Below are 14,163 nucleotides of genomic sequence, written 5' to 3'. Positions count from 1 at the left end.
AACGCGGCTCGGGCGTGGTCCCCCGCTCCTCACCTGCCATGACGCGGTTGTGTCGCCGTCTTGCAGCCGCTCTCGCGAAGGATCGGGCCAGAAACCGAAGGGAGCACCATGCGTCACATGCACGCCATCGCCGACCGCCTCCTCGCCGCCCTCGTCCCCGGTGGGCGCGCCGAAGCCGCCTGCGTTCCGCAGACCTGGACCGAGCAGAAGTACGTCGCCTGCCCGGGCGGGCTGCGGGTCTGCCACCGCACCTGCTCGAAGCTGAGCAACTGCAGCAGTGGCTGCACGCCGTGGAGCTGCGGCGGCTGCAACCAGGCCTAGGCCGTGGGACCCGGGGGCCGCGGCCCCCGGGTCAGTCCAGGTCCTTCAGCGCGATCTCCAGGTCGCGGGCCTCGGAACGGCCGAGGGCGGCGAAGATCGCCAGGGCCTCCCGCCAGGCGGTGCGGGCCGGTCCAATGTGGCCGAGGGCGAGGTGGACCTCGCCGAGATCGCGCAGGCTCACCGCGAGGGAGTAGCCGACGTCCAGGGACCGGTACCGCCCGGCCGCCCCGGCGTAGTGGCGGGCCGCTTCGGCGAGGTCGCCGCGTTTGCGGTGCACCAGCCCCAGACTGTGCAATGTGGACGCCTCGCCGAGCCGGTTGCCGAGCGCGCGATTGGCCGCCAGGGCCGCGTCGCAGCTGTGCGCGGCGGCGTCCAGATCGCCGAGGAGGGCGTGGAACCAGCCGACCTGGTTCAGCGCCCGCGTTTCGAGGTGCGGGCGGCCGCGCACGCGCGCCAGGCCGAGTTCGGCGTGGCGCAGGGCGGCGGTGTAGTCGCCGAGCAGGTCGTGGACCTGGGCGGCGTGCTGGTCGATCGCGCCGCGTGTCTCATCATCGGACATGTCCAGCGCGGTGGCGATCGCGCGGCGGGCGGCGGTGGGGTGCTCCAGCATCGCGTGCAGGCGGGCGAGCCGGGCGTGGATGAGCGCGTCCCGCGCGGTGCCGTCGCCGAGGGCGGCCAGGTGCGCCGCGACCGCGTCGTCCCAGCGGCCGCGCAGGGACTGGTAGGGCAGCAGCGACCAGGCCAGATCCCGGGCGTGGGAGGGGAATCCGGCGTCCCGCGCGCGCAGGACGGCGGCCTGGAGGTTGTCGTGCTCGGCGGCGAAGTGGGCGATGGCGGCCTGGCGGCCGGGCATCGCGGGGGCGCCGGTGAGCGGCTCGCGGTTGGCGTCCAGGGCCCGCGCGGCCGCGTCGGCCTCCTCGCGGTAGTGGTCGAGGAGACGCCCGAGCGCCTCGCGCCGCCCGGTCGCGGTGTCCTCGGCGTGGGAGCGTTCGGCGGCGTAGGCGCGCAGCAGGTCGTGGTGGCGGTGCCGGTCGCCGTCCCCGGCGAGCAGGGCGGCGGCGGTCAGCTCGCGCAGCAGCGGTACGGCCTCGCCCTCCAGGACGCCCGCCAGGCGCGCGGCCGCGGCGGTGCTCAGGTCGGGGCCGGGCAGCGACCCCAGCAGCCGGAACAGCCGCGCGGTGGCCGGTCGCAGCGGGCGGTACGACCAGGAGAACACCGAGCGCACGTCGCCGAGCGGGTCGTCGTCGGCGAAGCGGTCGAGGCCGGGCGCGAGCTGCCGCGCGATCGCCTCCATCGGCAGCTCCGGGCTCAGCAGGGCCCGCGCCGCCGCGACCGCCAGGGCCAGCGGCAGGCTCGCGCAGTGGGCGATGACGCGGTCGGTGGCCTCCGGGTCGGCGCGCACGCGGGCGGCGCCGAGTCGCGCTTCGAGCAGCTCGCGGGCCTCGCCGGGGGCGAGCACGTCGAGGACGACCGGGCGCGCGCCGTCCACCGCGATCAGGCCGGTGAGCCGGTCGCGGCCGGTGATCACCGTCAGGCAGCGCGCCGAACCGGGCAGCAGCGGCCGGACCTGCTCGGGCCCGCGCGCGTTGTCCAGGACGATCAGGACGCCGCGATCGGCGAGCAGGCTGCGGTAGAGGGCGAAGCGGGCGTCCTCGGCGACGGGTGCGTCTTGCGGCCGGACGCCGAGGGCTTCGAGGAAGCCGCCGACCACCTCGGCGGGTCGGCGCGGCTCGCCGGAGGGCGCGTGGCCGCGCAGGTCGGCGTACAGCTGCCCGTCGGGGAACCGGGCGGCGACGCGGTGTCCCCAGTGGACGGCGAGGGTGGTCTTGCCGACGCCCGCCGGGCCGGTGATGACCAGCAGTGGCATCCCCGAGGCGGTGACCGCGTGCCGGTCGAGGGCGTCCAGGGCGGGGCCGCGTCCGGTGAACCCGGCCAGATCGGCGGGCAGCTGGCGCGGAACGATCCCCTGCGGGGCGGGCGTTTCCGGGCCGCGCCCGGCCAGCAGCGCGGCGTGGATGGCGCGCAGCTCGCCGCCCGGGTCGGCGCCCAGCTCCTCGGCGAGGTGCCGCCGCAGCAGCTCATAGCGCTCCAGGGCCTCGGCGCGGCGGCCGCAGCGGCGCAGGACGTCCAGCAGCCGCGCCCACAGCGGCTCCCGCAGCGGGTACAGCGCGGTCAGCTCCAGCAGCTCCGGGACGCACGCGGCCGGGTCGCCGTCGGCGATCTCCAGGTCCACGCGCCGCTCGACGGCCGTCAGCCGCCGCTCGGTGAGGGCCTCGCCGTAGGTCTCCCACAGCCGCGCGGAGGGCAGGCCCTCGAAGGGCGCGCCCCGCCACAGCCCGGCGGCCTCGGCGAGCCTCGCGCGGTCGGGATCGGCGGCCAGCGCGGTGAAGCGGAGCGCGTCGACCTCGGCCTCGGCGGTCAGGACGTAGCCTGCGGGCCGGGTGCCGATCGCCGACTCGCCCAGGGCCCGGCGCAGGCGCGCGATGTAGGTCTGCACCGTCCGCCGTGGCCGCGCGCCGGGATCGCCGCCGTCCCAAAGGGTCTCGATGAGCCGCTCGACACCGACCGGCCGGCCCGCCTCCATCGCCAGCGTGGCCAGGGCGACGCGCAGCCGGTTCGGCAGCGGCACCGTCCGGCCGCCGACGCGCACGTCCCAGGGCCCCAGCACCCGGATCTCGATCGACACGACACCTCCACCAGGCACCCGCGCGATGACGCGATCGGGCGGGACCGCACCACAGTGGACGCGCCAAGGTTAGCGCTCGCCCGCCCGGGGGCCAGTGGTGTCCGGCGAGTCACCTAACGTGACGGCCGATCGGACGCTTTTCGCTCGTGTGGGCACTGATCGGCCGATACTCCACCCGATTGGGTAATAGCGGCGCACTTGCCGCGATCGCCGTCGCTTGATGTAGTGGAGATCCGACTCACCGTAGAGAAAGGTTCCCCTTTTGTCCTCCGCTCTCAAGACCCTGGCCGCACTGCTGGTCTTCGCGGTCGCGATCATCGTCGCGCCGCCCGCCTTCGCCACCACCTCCGACGAAGCCGGATACCGAGCGCAGACCGTGACCCTCGACCGCACCGGCGGCTACGCCGGACTCCACCTCAGGTACACGGTGGACAGTCGCGCGGGCGAACCGCTCGCCGCCGCCGTGACCACCACCGAGTTCCGCGCCCTGGCCGACCACTACCCGACGCCGTGCTGCGACCAGTTCACCTACACCCTCACCGTCCGCTACACCAACGGATCGGTGAAGTCCATCGAAGCCGGCGGCGACCTGCCGGACCTGCTGGCCGACGCCATCGACCGCGCGGTCGCCGTGGGCACCCAGCGACAGATCACCTCCGAACGCGCGAGCCTCCTGGTGGTCCTCACCGGGTCGGGCGCGCCCACCTGGTGGACGGTCGACTGCCCGTCGGCGTCCTGCGCCGCGCTCACACCCGCCGTCCGCGCGACCTTCCCGCCGGTGCCCGCCGAGGCGCCGTGCACCCGCATCTACGGCGGGCCCCAGCGCGCCCACGTCCTGGGCTACTGGTCCGGTGAACGGATCGATGCCACGTTCAACCGTCTCGGCGGCTGCGAGATCGCCCGCTGGGACGCCGCTTCGGGCCTGCTGACGCCACCGGCGGCCTGATCCCGTGCCGATGGGCGGCCCGGTGTGTGCGGGCCGCCCATCGGCGTGCGCGCCGGACGAGGTCCTGGTGCGGGCGATCGTGGCGGCCACATAGGACGGACGACCGGCTGCGAGCCGGGCCGCGCGCACGAGAAGGGTGTACCGGTCCACTGCTCCGAACCGCCAGCCGAGCGTGTTCACCCGCGGCCGTCCTGCATCCGGCGGCTGCGCTCGCAGGCGAGGGATTGAGTTCCCCCGGCGCCGATCCGGTGGCAGGGTGGACCCCGATCCCCACCGGACAGGAGCCGTCCATGCGCGCCTTAGCCCTCGCCCTCCTCACCGCGGCCGTGCTGGCCTCGGCCGCCGCCTGCTCGAAGGCCCCGCCGCCGGACGCGGCCGCGCAGCCGTCGGCGTCGGCCCCGACCTCCGGCACGGTGAGCGGCACGCCGCCGCTGCCGTCTTCGACGGCGACCCGGGACGAGGCCCCGGGGGCGAGCCTGTCGGCCGCGCTGTCGCTGACCGCCTCCGGCGGCCTCGCCGGGGGCGAGGACACCATCACCGTCGCGGTGGACGGCGCGTGGAGCCGTGACCGGAGCGGCAAGGTCGGCGAGGGCCGCCTCAACGAGCGGATGATCACGCGCCTGAACGTGCTGATCGCCGATCCGGGACTGGCCGAGGGCGGTGCGGCGAAGCCGGGCGCGCAGTGCCCGGACATGATCCGCTACACCCTCACCGTCGGGGAGCACACCTACCGCTCGGGTTGCGACGGGATGCCCAATGACGTCTTCGCCGCGATCGTGGACAACCTGCGGGAGGCCGCGTCCTGACGCGGCCTCCCGTGGGGCGCTACTCCTTGACCGGGTCGGTCTCGCCGCTGCGCTTGACCAGCCGGTCGCCCGGTTCGACGCTGCGCCAGAACGCGCCGCGCACGCGGACGTCCTTGTGCTCGCCGTCGGGCAGCTCGACGGTCACGCGGTGGTACATGTTCTGGCCGTCGGGGGAGCTGCGCTTCTTCTCGGTGACCACGCCTTCCCAGGCTTCGGCTTTTCCGCGTCCGAACATCGTCGCCTCCTTGTGATCATCGTGCCTCGCGGACGTGGTGGGGGTGGGCGGTTCGGCGGGCCAGCAGGGCCAGCCCGGCGGTCATGGCCGCGCCGAGGGCGATGAGCCCGAGGCGTTCGGCGGTGGTGTCGGGGATCCTGATGGCGCCGAAGGCGGTGTGGGCGATGAGGGCGCCGGAGACCAGGGCGAGGACGTGGCGCTCGCCCCAGCGGGACACCAGCCGCGCGGTCCCGGCGAGCAGGACGAGGGCCGCGCCCATCGGCAGCCAGGTCCAGGCGCCGTGGGTGAAGGCGGGCCGGGTGGCGCCGCCGAAGGGGTAGAGGAGCGCGAGGAACCCGAAGGTCGCCGCCGCGCCGAAGGCCAGCTGCGCCCAGGGGCCCGGGGACGGCCGCGCGGCGGCAGGCGCCCGGGGCAGCCGGAAGGCCAGGAGTCCCAGCAGGACCACCGCCACCACGCAGCCCACCAGTACCGCCACCGGCATGACGTACCCCGGGTCCTCCGTCGGCGGGACCGCCAGCCGCAGCAGCGCGACGCCCAGGACGGCCACCACGCCGGTCGCGGCGAACCCACCCCGGCGCAGGTAGGGCGCCGTCCGGGAGGCCGGGAACAGCAGTTCGGTGAGCACGATCGGGATCGCCACGCTGAAGACGGCGTGGTAGGGGAGCATGACCTCGGTGTAGGCGGTGTTGATCCCGAGCAGCCGGGGCGCCCAGTCGCCCGCGCCGTACAGGGTGGGGCTGGACAGAGCCTGGAGCGCGATGCCCTCCTCGACCACGCCGTAGGCGAGCCCGAGCAGCAGGACGGCGGGCCACCGCAGCCCGTGGCGGCGGGCGAGCTCGCGGATGAACAGCACGCCCGCCCCGTAGATCGGCAGCCACAGCAGCACCAGCCAGATCATCCGCAGCGGCGTCGAGCCGAGGGTCACCTCCGCCGACACCGGTGCCAGTACGACCAGGACCAGCGCGGCCCACCGGTCGCCGCCGGGCGTCCGGGGCGGCTTCGGGAAATGCGCGCGGACCCGGAACGTCAGCACCGCCAGGGTGATCAGCGCGGCCAGCTGGAGGCCCTGCACGGCCCGCAGCCAGGGCGGGTACTGCCCCGACACCAGCAGGTAGCCGACACCGATGACGCCGATGACGGCCAGCGCACGGATCCGCAGGTAGGCGCGCCGGCTGCCCTGTGACAGGCGCCGGGCGAGCCAGGCGTAGAGGAGGGCGCCGAGACCGACCATGCCCGCGCGGATCCACACGGCGGCCTCGGTCCCGCCCTGGTGGGCGGCCACCTGGGCGCGGAACACCACCGTCGCGGCGGCGAACACGACGCTCAGGCCCACGGCGGTGAACAGGGCGGCCACCACGCCGCCCACGGGAGGCTTCGGGGTACTCATGCCTTGAGTCTCGAAGCGCGGGGGCGTGCGCGCGTCGGCCGGAAGCAGCCGCCCCGATCTCCTAGGTCGCCCCTCTTCGTCGACTTTGGTAGGGGGTGCCCCGGGTTATGGTCCGGGCATGAGCGCGCATCCCTGGCTCGTCCCGCCGCTGGCCGACGGGCGGCGCACCTCCCGCGACTGGGCCGTCGACGTCGGCTGCGTGCTCGCCGCGGCGATGGTCGCGGTGTTCACCGTGGCCGGGGACCTGATGTCGGCCCCCGGCGGCTGGACGGCGGTGGACGTGGCCGGCGCCGCGCTCGCCTGCGCGGCCCTGTGGTTCCGCCGCCGGTGGCCGGTGCCCGTGGCGGCGGGGATCCTCGCGGTCTCCGCGGTCGCCCCCGCGGCGGCCGGGGCGGCGGGCGTGGCCATGTACACCGTCGCGGTCTACCGGCGCTTCCCCGCCGCGGCGGCCGTGTGCGCCTCGGCCGTCCCGGTGGCCGCGCTGCGGTACCTGCTGCGGCCGGTGACGGGCCTGCCGTGGAGCGTGTGGCTGCTGGTCAACGCGCTGGCGGCGATGTCGGTGCTGGCGTGGGGCATGTTCGCCCGCGCCCGCCGCGGCCTCATGCTGGAACTGGCCGAACGCGCCCGCCGCGCCGAGGCCGAGCAGCGGGAGCGCGCCGAGGCCGTCCGCCGCGCCGAACGCGGCCGCATCGCCCGCGAGATGCACGACGCGCTCGCCCACCGGCTGTCGCTGCTGAGCCTCCAGGCGGGCGCGCTGGAGTACGCCTCACCCGAGGCGGCCGAGGCGGCGGGGGTGATCCGGGCGAGCGCCCACCAGGCCCTGGAGGACCTGCGGGACGTCATCGTCGTCCTGCGCGAGGACGGCCCGGTCGCCCACGCGGGCCTCTCGGAGCTGCCCGCGCTGGCCGCCGAGACGCGCGCGGCGGGTACGCCGGTGGACCTCGACGACCGGGTCGGGGACGCGGTGGGGCTGCCGGAGCGGGCGGGGCGGGCGGTGCACCACATCGTCCGGGAGGCGCTGACCAACGCGCGCAAGCACGCGCCGGGCGAGCCGGTGAACGTGCTGGTGTACGGCGCGGAGGGCGAGGGGATCACCGTGGTGGTGCGGCAGCCGCTGCCCGCGCCGGGTGCGTCGCCGTCGGCGATCCCGGGGACGGGGACGGGCCTGATCGGCCTCGCCGAGCGCGCGGCCCTTGCGGGCGGGCGCCTGTCACACGGTCCCGAAGAGGGCGACTTCGCCGTCCGCGCGTGGCTACCGTGGCCGTCATGACACGGGTTCTCATCGTCGACGACGATCCCCTGGTGCGCGGCGCCCTGACGCTGATGCTCTCGGCCGCCGAGGGCCTGGAGGTGGTGGGCGAGGCGGGCGACGGGACGCACGTCGAGCGGGCGGTGGCCGAGCTGTCCCCCGACGTGGTGCTCATGGACATCCGGATGCCGCGCCTGGACGGGCTGGCGGCCACCGAGCGGCTGCGCGCGCGTCCCCGGGCGCCGGAGGTGCTGGTGCTGACCACCTTCGACGCCGACGAGCACGTGCTGCGGGCCCTGCGGGCCGGGGCGGCGGGCTTCCTGCTGAAGGACACGCCGCCCGCGCGGATCGTGGAGGCCGTCCGCCGGGTCGCCGCCGGTGAGCCCGCGCTGTCGCCGGAGGTCACCCGGCGGCTCATCGACCGCCTCGACCACGACACCGGCGACGTGCGCCGGGCCCGGGCGCGCCGGACGCTGCGGTCGCTCACCGAGCGGGAACGCGAGGTGGCCGATGCGGTCGGGCGCGGCGAGTCGAACGCCGAGATCGCCCGCGGCCTGCACATGAGCGTGGCCACGGTCAAGGCGCACGTCTCGCGGGCGCTGGCCAAGCTGGGCCTGAACAACCGGGTCCAGCTGGCGCTACTCGTGCACGACGCCGGTTAGGCCGGGGCGGACGGGAGGCCCAGCCAGGGCGCCGGGTCGACGGCGTTGCCGCCGACGCGGACCTCGAAGTGCAGGTGCGGGCCGGTGGACGCGCCGGTCGTGCCGACCTCGCCGATGGCCTGGCCGGAGGTGACCTCGTCGCCGGCCGCGACGCCGATCTTCGACTGGTGGGCGTAGCAGGTCCACAGTGACTGGTCCCGGAAGCGCCCGTGGTCGAGGCACGTGAGCAGCCCGTAGCCGCCGCTGCGGGCGGCGAACACGACTCGCCCGGGCGCGGCGGCGTGGATCTCGGTGCCCGGCCCGGCGGCCAGGTCGAGGCCCTCGTGCGGCTGGCGGCGGTGGTAATACGGGTCGAGGCGCGCGCCGAAGCCGCTGCTGACCGGCGCCGAGACCGGCAGGGTCAGCAGCCGCCGGTTCGCGCCGTGGGCGAGGGCGTAGGACAGCCCGGAGATCTCGGCGTCCACCTCCCCCTGCTCGTCGCGGGCGGCGGTGAGCACGTGCGACAGGGCCGTCCAGCGCGGATCGCCGCCCTTGGCGAGGTCCCCGTCGGGTGTCGTGGGCAGCGCGGACGCTGCGGTGGCCAGGTCGCCGGCGGCGCGGTCGGCGACCTCGGCGAGGTACTCGGCGCGCGAGCGGCGGTCGGTGAGCCGGGCGGCCAGGCCGCCGAAGGGCGACAGGATCGGCTCGGACTTCGCCGCCGTCCAGGGCGCCGGCTTCTCCCCGGGCTCACCGGAGGGCGAGGGCTTCGGCGAGGGCCTGGCGCTCGCCTTCGGGCTCGACGACGGCGAAGGCGACGGCGAAGGGGACACCGACGGCGCCGCCGAAGGTGACGGGGAGGCCGACGGGCTCGCGGACGGCGAGGCCGACGGGGAGGGCGACTCCTCTCCCGAAGGCGACGGGGACGGCTTCGGCTTCTTCTTCGCCGCCACCGACGCCGTCACATCGCCGGGCGCGGCCGCCTCGGCCGCCACCGCCGTGCCCGTGATCAGCGCGGCCACCACCACCGCGACCAGTGCCCTACGCACCCAGCCGCTCCCGTCGCCGCGCGCGCCAGTAGACCGCCACCAGTACCCCCGTGAGAAGCAATGTCAGCCCCTGCTCCCACGGCGGCGTCACCGCATGGGAAACGGCCGCCGTCGCGGCGGTGCGCACCGTGGGCGGCGCAGAGGCGGTTTCGACCAGATACCCGTTGAACGAGTCGGACCCGCCCGAGGTCGCGGTGTTGCGCACGAACCCGTCGGCGGGAGCGGCGACCACGCCCGAGATCGTGACCTCGACCGTCCCGCCGCCGGGGACCACACCGACCTCGCAGCGGAAACCGCCCGGGATCGCCGCGCAGCCCGGCGAGGCCACCGCGTCGGTCAGCGGCGCGGTGACCTCCACCGGGGACGCCGTGGCGTCCACCAGACCGGAGTTGCGGATCCGCACGACGTGCTCCACGCGCGTCCCGGGAGCCGCGCCATAGGGTTCGCTCGACAGCTCGACGGACAGGCCGCCGGACGCGGTCAGAGGCAAAGGCATGCGCCGAGTCTGGCCGACATCGTCCCGATTCGCAGGGATTTCGGGCCGGTCACCGCTTCCGGCGTCGCCGGACCGATGAGATCGCGCTGCGGAACTTCTCGATCTCGCGGACCGTCGGGTGCTTCGGCCCGAGCCCGCGCCGGGCGTCCCGCAGCAGCGCCATGATCAGCACCCGAGCCCGGACCGGGTTGCGCAGCGAGGTCAGCGCCACGTGATTGCCGCGGCTGTCGAGGGTGTCGGTGTGCATCGGGCCCAGGACGCGCGTCTGGTCGGCGATCAGCTCCTCGAACAGCGCCAGCGCCTCATCGTGCCGCCCGAGCTCCCCGAAGAGGGTGGCGATGTTGTAGCGGGACCCCATGGTGTCGGGATGATCGGGCCCCAGCGCGCGCGAGCGGTCGGCGAAGACCTCGCGGTGCCGCGCCAGGCCGGTGACGGGATCACCGTTCAGCGAGGTGCAGGTGGCGATGTTGTTGCGGGTGCTCAGGGTCTCGGGATGATCGGGCCCCAGGACCCGCAGCCGGTCGGCGTAGATCGTGGTGTGCAGCCGCAGCGCCTCGGCGTGGTCCTTCAGATCGGAGATCGAGGCGGCGATGTTGCTGCGCGTGCTCAGCGTGTCGGGATGATCGGGACCCAGGACGCGCTCGCGGTCGGTGAGGATCGTCCGGTGCAGCCGCAGGGCCTCGGCGAACTGGCCGCTCTTGGCCGTCGAGGTGGCGATGTTGTTGCGGATGGCCAGGGTGTCGGGGTGGTCGGGGCCGTGCACGCGCTCGCAGTCGGCGAGGAGCCTGCGGTAGAGCCGCAGCGCGTCCAGATAGGACCCGGAGTCCTCGGCGGCCGAGGCGATCTCGTTGCGGCAGATGAGCGCCTCGGGATGGTCGCCGCCGTAGACGAGTTCCTGGCGGGCCAGCAGGTCCAGGGCCCGCTTCCGGGTGTTCTGGTCGCCGTACTTGCGGTCGACGCGGATGCGCCGGTTCTCCACCGCCAGCGTCGCCGGATGGTCGGCGGGCAGCCCGGCGGTGAACGTGTCGGCCAGGTCCAGGACCTCCGAGGACGTGCCGTACTGCCCGGCCTCGTAGTAGTACTGCAGGATGTTGCCCGCGGCGAAGGCCAGCGACTCGCGCACGTCCTCCCCGGCGGACGCCCCCAGCACGGCCAGGTGCGCCGGCAGCAGCCGCCACGCGCCCCACGTGTGCGACGCGCTGGCGTCCAGGACGCGGGGGCTGCGGTACTGGTCGGTGGCCATCCGCAGGCACGCCGCCGCCGTCGCGCGGTGGTCGGGCGGGTGCGTCCGGCACGTCTCGCGCACCAAGGGGTGCATGGACACCAGCTGATCGCCCACTCCCCGGCCCTCGCCGATGACGCGGGTGATGAGGCCGTGCCGGTGCAGGCCGCCCAGCAGCGCGTCCAGCCGCTTGCCGGTCAGCTCGGCGAAGAGCCCGGCCTCCACCAGCAGCTGCGGCCGCAGCAGCGCGGTGTACGGGACCGGCGCGTCGGCGAAGGCCGCGACCAGGTGCAGCAGGTCCGTCACGGCGGTCCCGTGGTGGCGGGCGAGGATGCGCAGGGACCGCTCGATGAGCGGGGTGTAGATGCGGGTGATGACGTCCTCGTCGCCGCCCTCGCCCAGCACGGCCAGCAGCTCGCCGACGGGATCGCCCTCGGCGGGCCCGTCCCAGCTCGACGCGTCGGGGTCCCGGCGCAGCTGCGAACCGGCCAGGTCGAGGGCCAGCGGCAGCAGCGCCAGCCGCTCGGCGAGGACGCGCAGGCCGGGCGTGGCGTCCCGCTCGGCCCGGTCGGTCAGCACGGTGACGGCGTCCTCGACGCTCAGGTCGGCCACGTCGTGGACGGTCGCCGAGGAACCCCACACGCGCTTGTCGCCGATGCGGGAGGTCACCACGACGACCCCGTGCCCGGGCGGGCGCCGGTACCAGCCGGTGCCCAGCGCGGGCGCCTCGCCCGCGACGCCGGACAGCACCTCCGGATCGTCGGCGTTGTCCAGGATCAGCAGCCACGGCTTCTCATGGCGCGACAGCAGGTCCCACACCAGGTCCTTGCCGCCGCCGATCTCCCAGGTCTGCCGGGCGCGCTCGGCCGAGGACAGCAGCGTGGCCAGCGCGCGCATGTGCCCGTCGAGGCTGTCGGCGTCACCGGCGTGCATGTGCCACACCGTGCGGTCACGGGCACGGGCGGCCAGTTCGAGGGCCAGGGTGGTCTTGCCGCGCCCGCCGGGCGCGGCGATCACCTCGATCCGGCCACCGGCCTGGGCGGCGCCCCACAGGTGCGCGCGCAGGGATTCGTTGCCCCGGACGGGATGCTCCAGCCGTCGCGCGGCCAGCGGAAGGACGGGCGCGGCTGGCATGAGCACGGCGTCCATCGGGCCTCCCCCTGGGTTGCCACCACTGTAGACAGCGGTCGCATGGTCAAACCAGTGCCGACAGCAGCGCCGCCGCCTCGTCCAGGAGTTCACCGCCCGGGGTGAGATCGGCCGGGTCCAGCAGGATCCGGGACGCCGCGCCCAGCAGCAGCATCTGCGCCATCGCCCCCGCCGAGTCCGGCAGGCCCAGCAGCGCCGCCAGCGCCGAACGCGCGCCCTGGTTGGCCCCGGCCAGCGAGGCCGCGCGCTCGGGATCGCGGGAGGCCTCGGCCAGCAGCTCGAACTGCACCGCCCACATCGCCGGGGACGCCGCGATCGAGGCGATCACCCGGTCCCACACCGAGGCGAAGCGCTCGCGGGGGGCGGCGGGGTGGCCGGCGGCGGCGATGGCCTCCAGCTCGTCGCCCCAGTCCTTGAGGGCGCCGATGAGCGCCTCCTCCAGCAGGGCCTCCTTGCTGCCGAAGTGGTAGCCGATCGCGGCGAGGCTGACCCCGGCGGCGGTGGCGATGTCGCGGGCGGTGGTGCGCACGAAGCCCTTGTCCAGCAGGCAGGCGCGGGCGCCTTCGAGGAGGTTCTCACGGTTTCCCATGGCCGTGAGCATAGCAAGACAATCGTCTGACACGAAGGTCTTGCACAACTGTCTAAGACATGTGTACAGTCATGGCACACCACCCCGAAGGCTTAGGAGCCCGCGATGAACACCACCCCCCGCACCGTCCTGATCTCCGGCGCCGGCGTCGCCGGGCTCGCCCTCGCCCACTGGCTCGCCCGCCACGGCTTCACCCCCACCGTCGTCGAATACGCCGAGGGGCTGCGATCCGGCGGCTACAAGGTCGACGTCCGCGGCGCCGCCCTGACCGTCCTGGACCGCATGGGCCTGCTGGACGCCGCCCGCGCCCTGCGCACCGAGGTCCGCACCGGCACGATCGTCGACGGCCGCGGCAAGCGCGCCGCCAGCATGGACGCCGACACCTTCGGCGGCCGCGTCCACGAGGACGCCGAACTCCTGCGCGGCGACCTGCACCGGCTGCTCCACGACAGCGCCCGCGACGGCGTCGAGTACCTCTTCGGCGACTCCATCGCCGCCCTCACCGACACCGGCGAGCACGTCGAGGTCGCCTTCGCCTCCGGCCGCACCGGCCGCTACGACCTCGTCGTCGGCGCCGACGGGCTGCGCTCGGCGACCCGCAACCTCGTCTTCGGGCCCGACGACCGCCACCTCACCGACCTCGGCCACTACATCGCCGTGGCCACCGTCCCCAACCGCCTCGGCCTGGACCGCGAGGAGATGACCTACATCGGTGCGGGCCGCACCGCGCTGGTCTACTCCACCGCCCGCGAGGAGGGCGCCCGGGCGATGTTCCTGTGGCGCTCACCGGCCCTGGACTACCGCGGGCTCGACCGCGCCGGGCGCGAGCGGCTGCTCGCCGAGGCCTACGCGGGCGAGGGCTGGGAGGTCCCGTCCCTGCTGGCCGACACCGCGTCCTCGCCCGATTTCCTGTTCGACTCGCTCAGCCAGGTGAAGATGGACCGCTGGTCGCGCGGCCGGGTCGTGCTGCTCGGCGACGCCGCGCACTGCGCCTCGGCGGCCTCCGGGCAGGGCACCAGCCTCGCGCTGGTCGGCGCTTACATCCTCGCCGGTGAACTGGCCGCCCACGCCGGTGACCACGCGGCGGCCTTCGGCGCCTACGAGCGGCGGATGCGGCCCTTCGCCGAGACCAACCAGGCGCTCGGCCCGGCCAACGTCAAGCGCATGGTCATGAAGACCAAGGGGCAGGTCCGCTTCTCGCTGGCGATGCTGAAGCTGCTGAACAAGATGCCCGGCAAGGAGCGGATGCTGGCCAAGGTCGTGGAGCCCATCCACCGCGCGGCCAACGCGATCGACCTCCCCGAGTACCGGATCGCCGAGGGTGATCTCCGCCTGCGGAAGTAGTCCCCGGGGGTCGCCGCCAGGGGACGGCGTCCTACCGCCGTGTCAC

General features: G+C 74.9%; 13 protein-coding genes. 6 read left to right on the top strand and 7 right to left on the bottom strand.

All coding sequences use genetic code 11. The annotated features are described in order from the left end of the window. Nucleotides 1-108: 108 nt before the first annotated feature. Nucleotides 109-321, top strand: a complete 213-nt coding sequence (locus QSK10_RS12645; protein WP_285662856.1) for a hypothetical protein — start codon at nt 109-111, stop codon at nt 319-321. Nucleotides 322-352: 31 nt separating this feature from the next. Here QSK10_RS12645 and QSK10_RS12640 read toward each other — a convergent pair whose 3' ends face one another. Beyond that, the gene (locus tag QSK10_RS12640; protein WP_285662855.1) at nt 353-3,007 is read right to left on the bottom strand and encodes an AfsR/SARP family transcriptional regulator; all 2,655 of its coding nucleotides are present in this window, start codon (nt 3,005-3,007) and stop codon (nt 353-355) included. A gap of 262 nt (nt 3,008-3,269) precedes the next feature. Here QSK10_RS12640 and QSK10_RS12635 point away from each other — a divergent pair, with 262 nt between their 5' ends. Together QSK10_RS12635 and QSK10_RS12630 are read left to right on the top strand one after the other, a co-directional pair. Continuing rightward, a complete protein-coding gene (locus QSK10_RS12635) occupies nt 3,270-3,953 on the top strand; it encodes a protealysin inhibitor emfourin (RefSeq protein ID WP_285662853.1) in 684 nt (227 codons plus the stop codon). A 290-nt stretch (nt 3,954-4,243) separates the two neighbouring features. Beyond that, entirely contained in the window at nt 4,244-4,759 is a 516-nt protein-coding gene (locus tag QSK10_RS12630; RefSeq protein WP_285662852.1) for a hypothetical protein, read from the top strand. Nucleotides 4,760-4,778: 19 nt separating this feature from the next. On the opposite strand, the gene QSK10_RS12625 is transcribed toward QSK10_RS12630, so the two are convergent. Together QSK10_RS12625 and QSK10_RS12620 are read right to left on the bottom strand one after the other, a co-directional pair. Further along, the gene (locus QSK10_RS12625) at nt 4,779-4,994 is read right to left on the bottom strand and encodes a DUF7489 domain-containing protein (RefSeq protein ID WP_285662851.1); all 216 of its coding nucleotides are present in this window, start codon (nt 4,992-4,994) and stop codon (nt 4,779-4,781) included. A 16-nt stretch (nt 4,995-5,010) separates the two neighbouring features. Beyond that, the gene (locus QSK10_RS12620) at nt 5,011-6,381 is read right to left on the bottom strand and encodes a hypothetical protein (RefSeq protein WP_285662850.1); all 1,371 of its coding nucleotides are present in this window, start codon (nt 6,379-6,381) and stop codon (nt 5,011-5,013) included. 118 nt (nt 6,382-6,499) lie between these two features. On the opposite strand from QSK10_RS12620, the gene QSK10_RS12615 reads away from it, so the two are divergent. Together QSK10_RS12615 and QSK10_RS12610 are read left to right on the top strand one after the other, a co-directional pair. After that, the gene (locus QSK10_RS12615; protein WP_285662849.1) at nt 6,500-7,651 is read left to right on the top strand and encodes a sensor histidine kinase; all 1,152 of its coding nucleotides are present in this window, start codon (nt 6,500-6,502) and stop codon (nt 7,649-7,651) included. Next, nucleotides 7,648-8,292 carry a response regulator gene (locus tag QSK10_RS12610; protein ID WP_285662848.1) on the top strand — a complete coding sequence of 215 codons (645 nt, stop codon included), beginning with the start codon at nt 7,648-7,650 and terminating at the stop codon, nt 8,290-8,292. Before QSK10_RS12615 ends, QSK10_RS12610 begins: the two co-directional genes overlap by 4 nt. Here QSK10_RS12610 and QSK10_RS12605 read toward each other — a convergent pair. Genes QSK10_RS12605 through QSK10_RS12590 form a run of 4 tightly spaced genes read right to left on the bottom strand, consistent with a single transcriptional unit; the run spans nt 8,289 to nt 12,773 of the window. Beyond that, nucleotides 8,289-9,317 carry a M23 family metallopeptidase gene (locus tag QSK10_RS12605; protein WP_285662847.1) on the bottom strand — a complete coding sequence of 343 codons (1,029 nt, stop codon included), beginning with the start codon at nt 9,315-9,317 and terminating at the stop codon, nt 8,289-8,291. The genes QSK10_RS12610 and QSK10_RS12605 overlap by 4 nt on opposite strands. After that, nucleotides 9,310-9,813: a hypothetical protein gene (locus tag QSK10_RS12600; RefSeq protein ID WP_285662846.1), complete on the bottom strand. Its 504-nt coding sequence runs from the start codon at nt 9,811-9,813 to the stop codon at nt 9,310-9,312. The genes QSK10_RS12605 and QSK10_RS12600 overlap by 8 nt, the downstream gene beginning before the upstream one ends. Before the next feature lie 49 nt (nt 9,814-9,862). After that, nucleotides 9,863-12,184, bottom strand: a complete 2,322-nt coding sequence (locus QSK10_RS12595) for a tetratricopeptide repeat protein (RefSeq protein ID WP_285662845.1) — start codon at nt 12,182-12,184, stop codon at nt 9,863-9,865. A gap of 46 nt (nt 12,185-12,230) precedes the next feature. Beyond that, entirely contained in the window at nt 12,231-12,773 is a 543-nt protein-coding gene (locus QSK10_RS12590) for a TetR/AcrR family transcriptional regulator (protein WP_285662844.1), read from the bottom strand. Between the two features lie 105 nt (nt 12,774-12,878). On the opposite strand from QSK10_RS12590, the gene QSK10_RS12585 reads away from it, so the two are divergent. Then, nucleotides 12,879-14,117: an FAD-dependent monooxygenase gene (locus QSK10_RS12585; RefSeq protein WP_285662843.1), complete on the top strand. Its 1,239-nt coding sequence runs from the start codon at nt 12,879-12,881 to the stop codon at nt 14,115-14,117. The last annotated feature ends 46 nt before the right edge of the window (nt 14,118-14,163 follow it).

Source organism: Actinorhabdospora filicis (genome assembly GCF_030269765.1).
Classification (GTDB): domain Bacteria; phylum Actinomycetota; class Actinomycetes; order Mycobacteriales; family Micromonosporaceae; genus Actinorhabdospora; species Actinorhabdospora filicis.
This window is presented reverse-complemented; position numbering and strand designations above follow the sequence as displayed.

What these genes read in the sequence shown, in the direction of transcription:
- QSK10_RS12620 (WP_285662850.1), bottom strand. Translation starts at nt 6,381, where the DNA reads ATGAGTACCCCGAAGCCTCCCGTGGGCGGCGTGGTGGCCGCCCTGTTC.
- QSK10_RS12595 (WP_285662845.1), bottom strand. Translation starts at nt 12,184, where the DNA reads ATGGACGCCGTGCTCATGCCAGCCGCGCCCGTCCTTCCGCTGGCCGCG.
- QSK10_RS12645 (WP_285662856.1), top strand. Translation starts at nt 109, where the DNA reads ATGCGTCACATGCACGCCATCGCCGACCGCCTCCTCGCCGCCCTCGTC.
- QSK10_RS12630 (WP_285662852.1), top strand. Translation starts at nt 4,244, where the DNA reads ATGCGCGCCTTAGCCCTCGCCCTCCTCACCGCGGCCGTGCTGGCCTCG.
- QSK10_RS12615 (WP_285662849.1), top strand. Translation starts at nt 6,500, where the DNA reads ATGAGCGCGCATCCCTGGCTCGTCCCGCCGCTGGCCGACGGGCGGCGC.
- QSK10_RS12600 (WP_285662846.1), bottom strand. Translation starts at nt 9,813, where the DNA reads ATGCCTTTGCCTCTGACCGCGTCCGGCGGCCTGTCCGTCGAGCTGTCG.
- QSK10_RS12585 (WP_285662843.1), top strand. Translation starts at nt 12,879, where the DNA reads ATGAACACCACCCCCCGCACCGTCCTGATCTCCGGCGCCGGCGTCGCC.
- QSK10_RS12625 (WP_285662851.1), bottom strand. Translation starts at nt 4,994, where the DNA reads ATGTTCGGACGCGGAAAAGCCGAAGCCTGGGAAGGCGTGGTCACCGAG.
- QSK10_RS12590 (WP_285662844.1), bottom strand. Translation starts at nt 12,773, where the DNA reads ATGGGAAACCGTGAGAACCTCCTCGAAGGCGCCCGCGCCTGCCTGCTG.
- QSK10_RS12610 (WP_285662848.1), top strand. Translation starts at nt 7,648, where the DNA reads ATGACACGGGTTCTCATCGTCGACGACGATCCCCTGGTGCGCGGCGCC.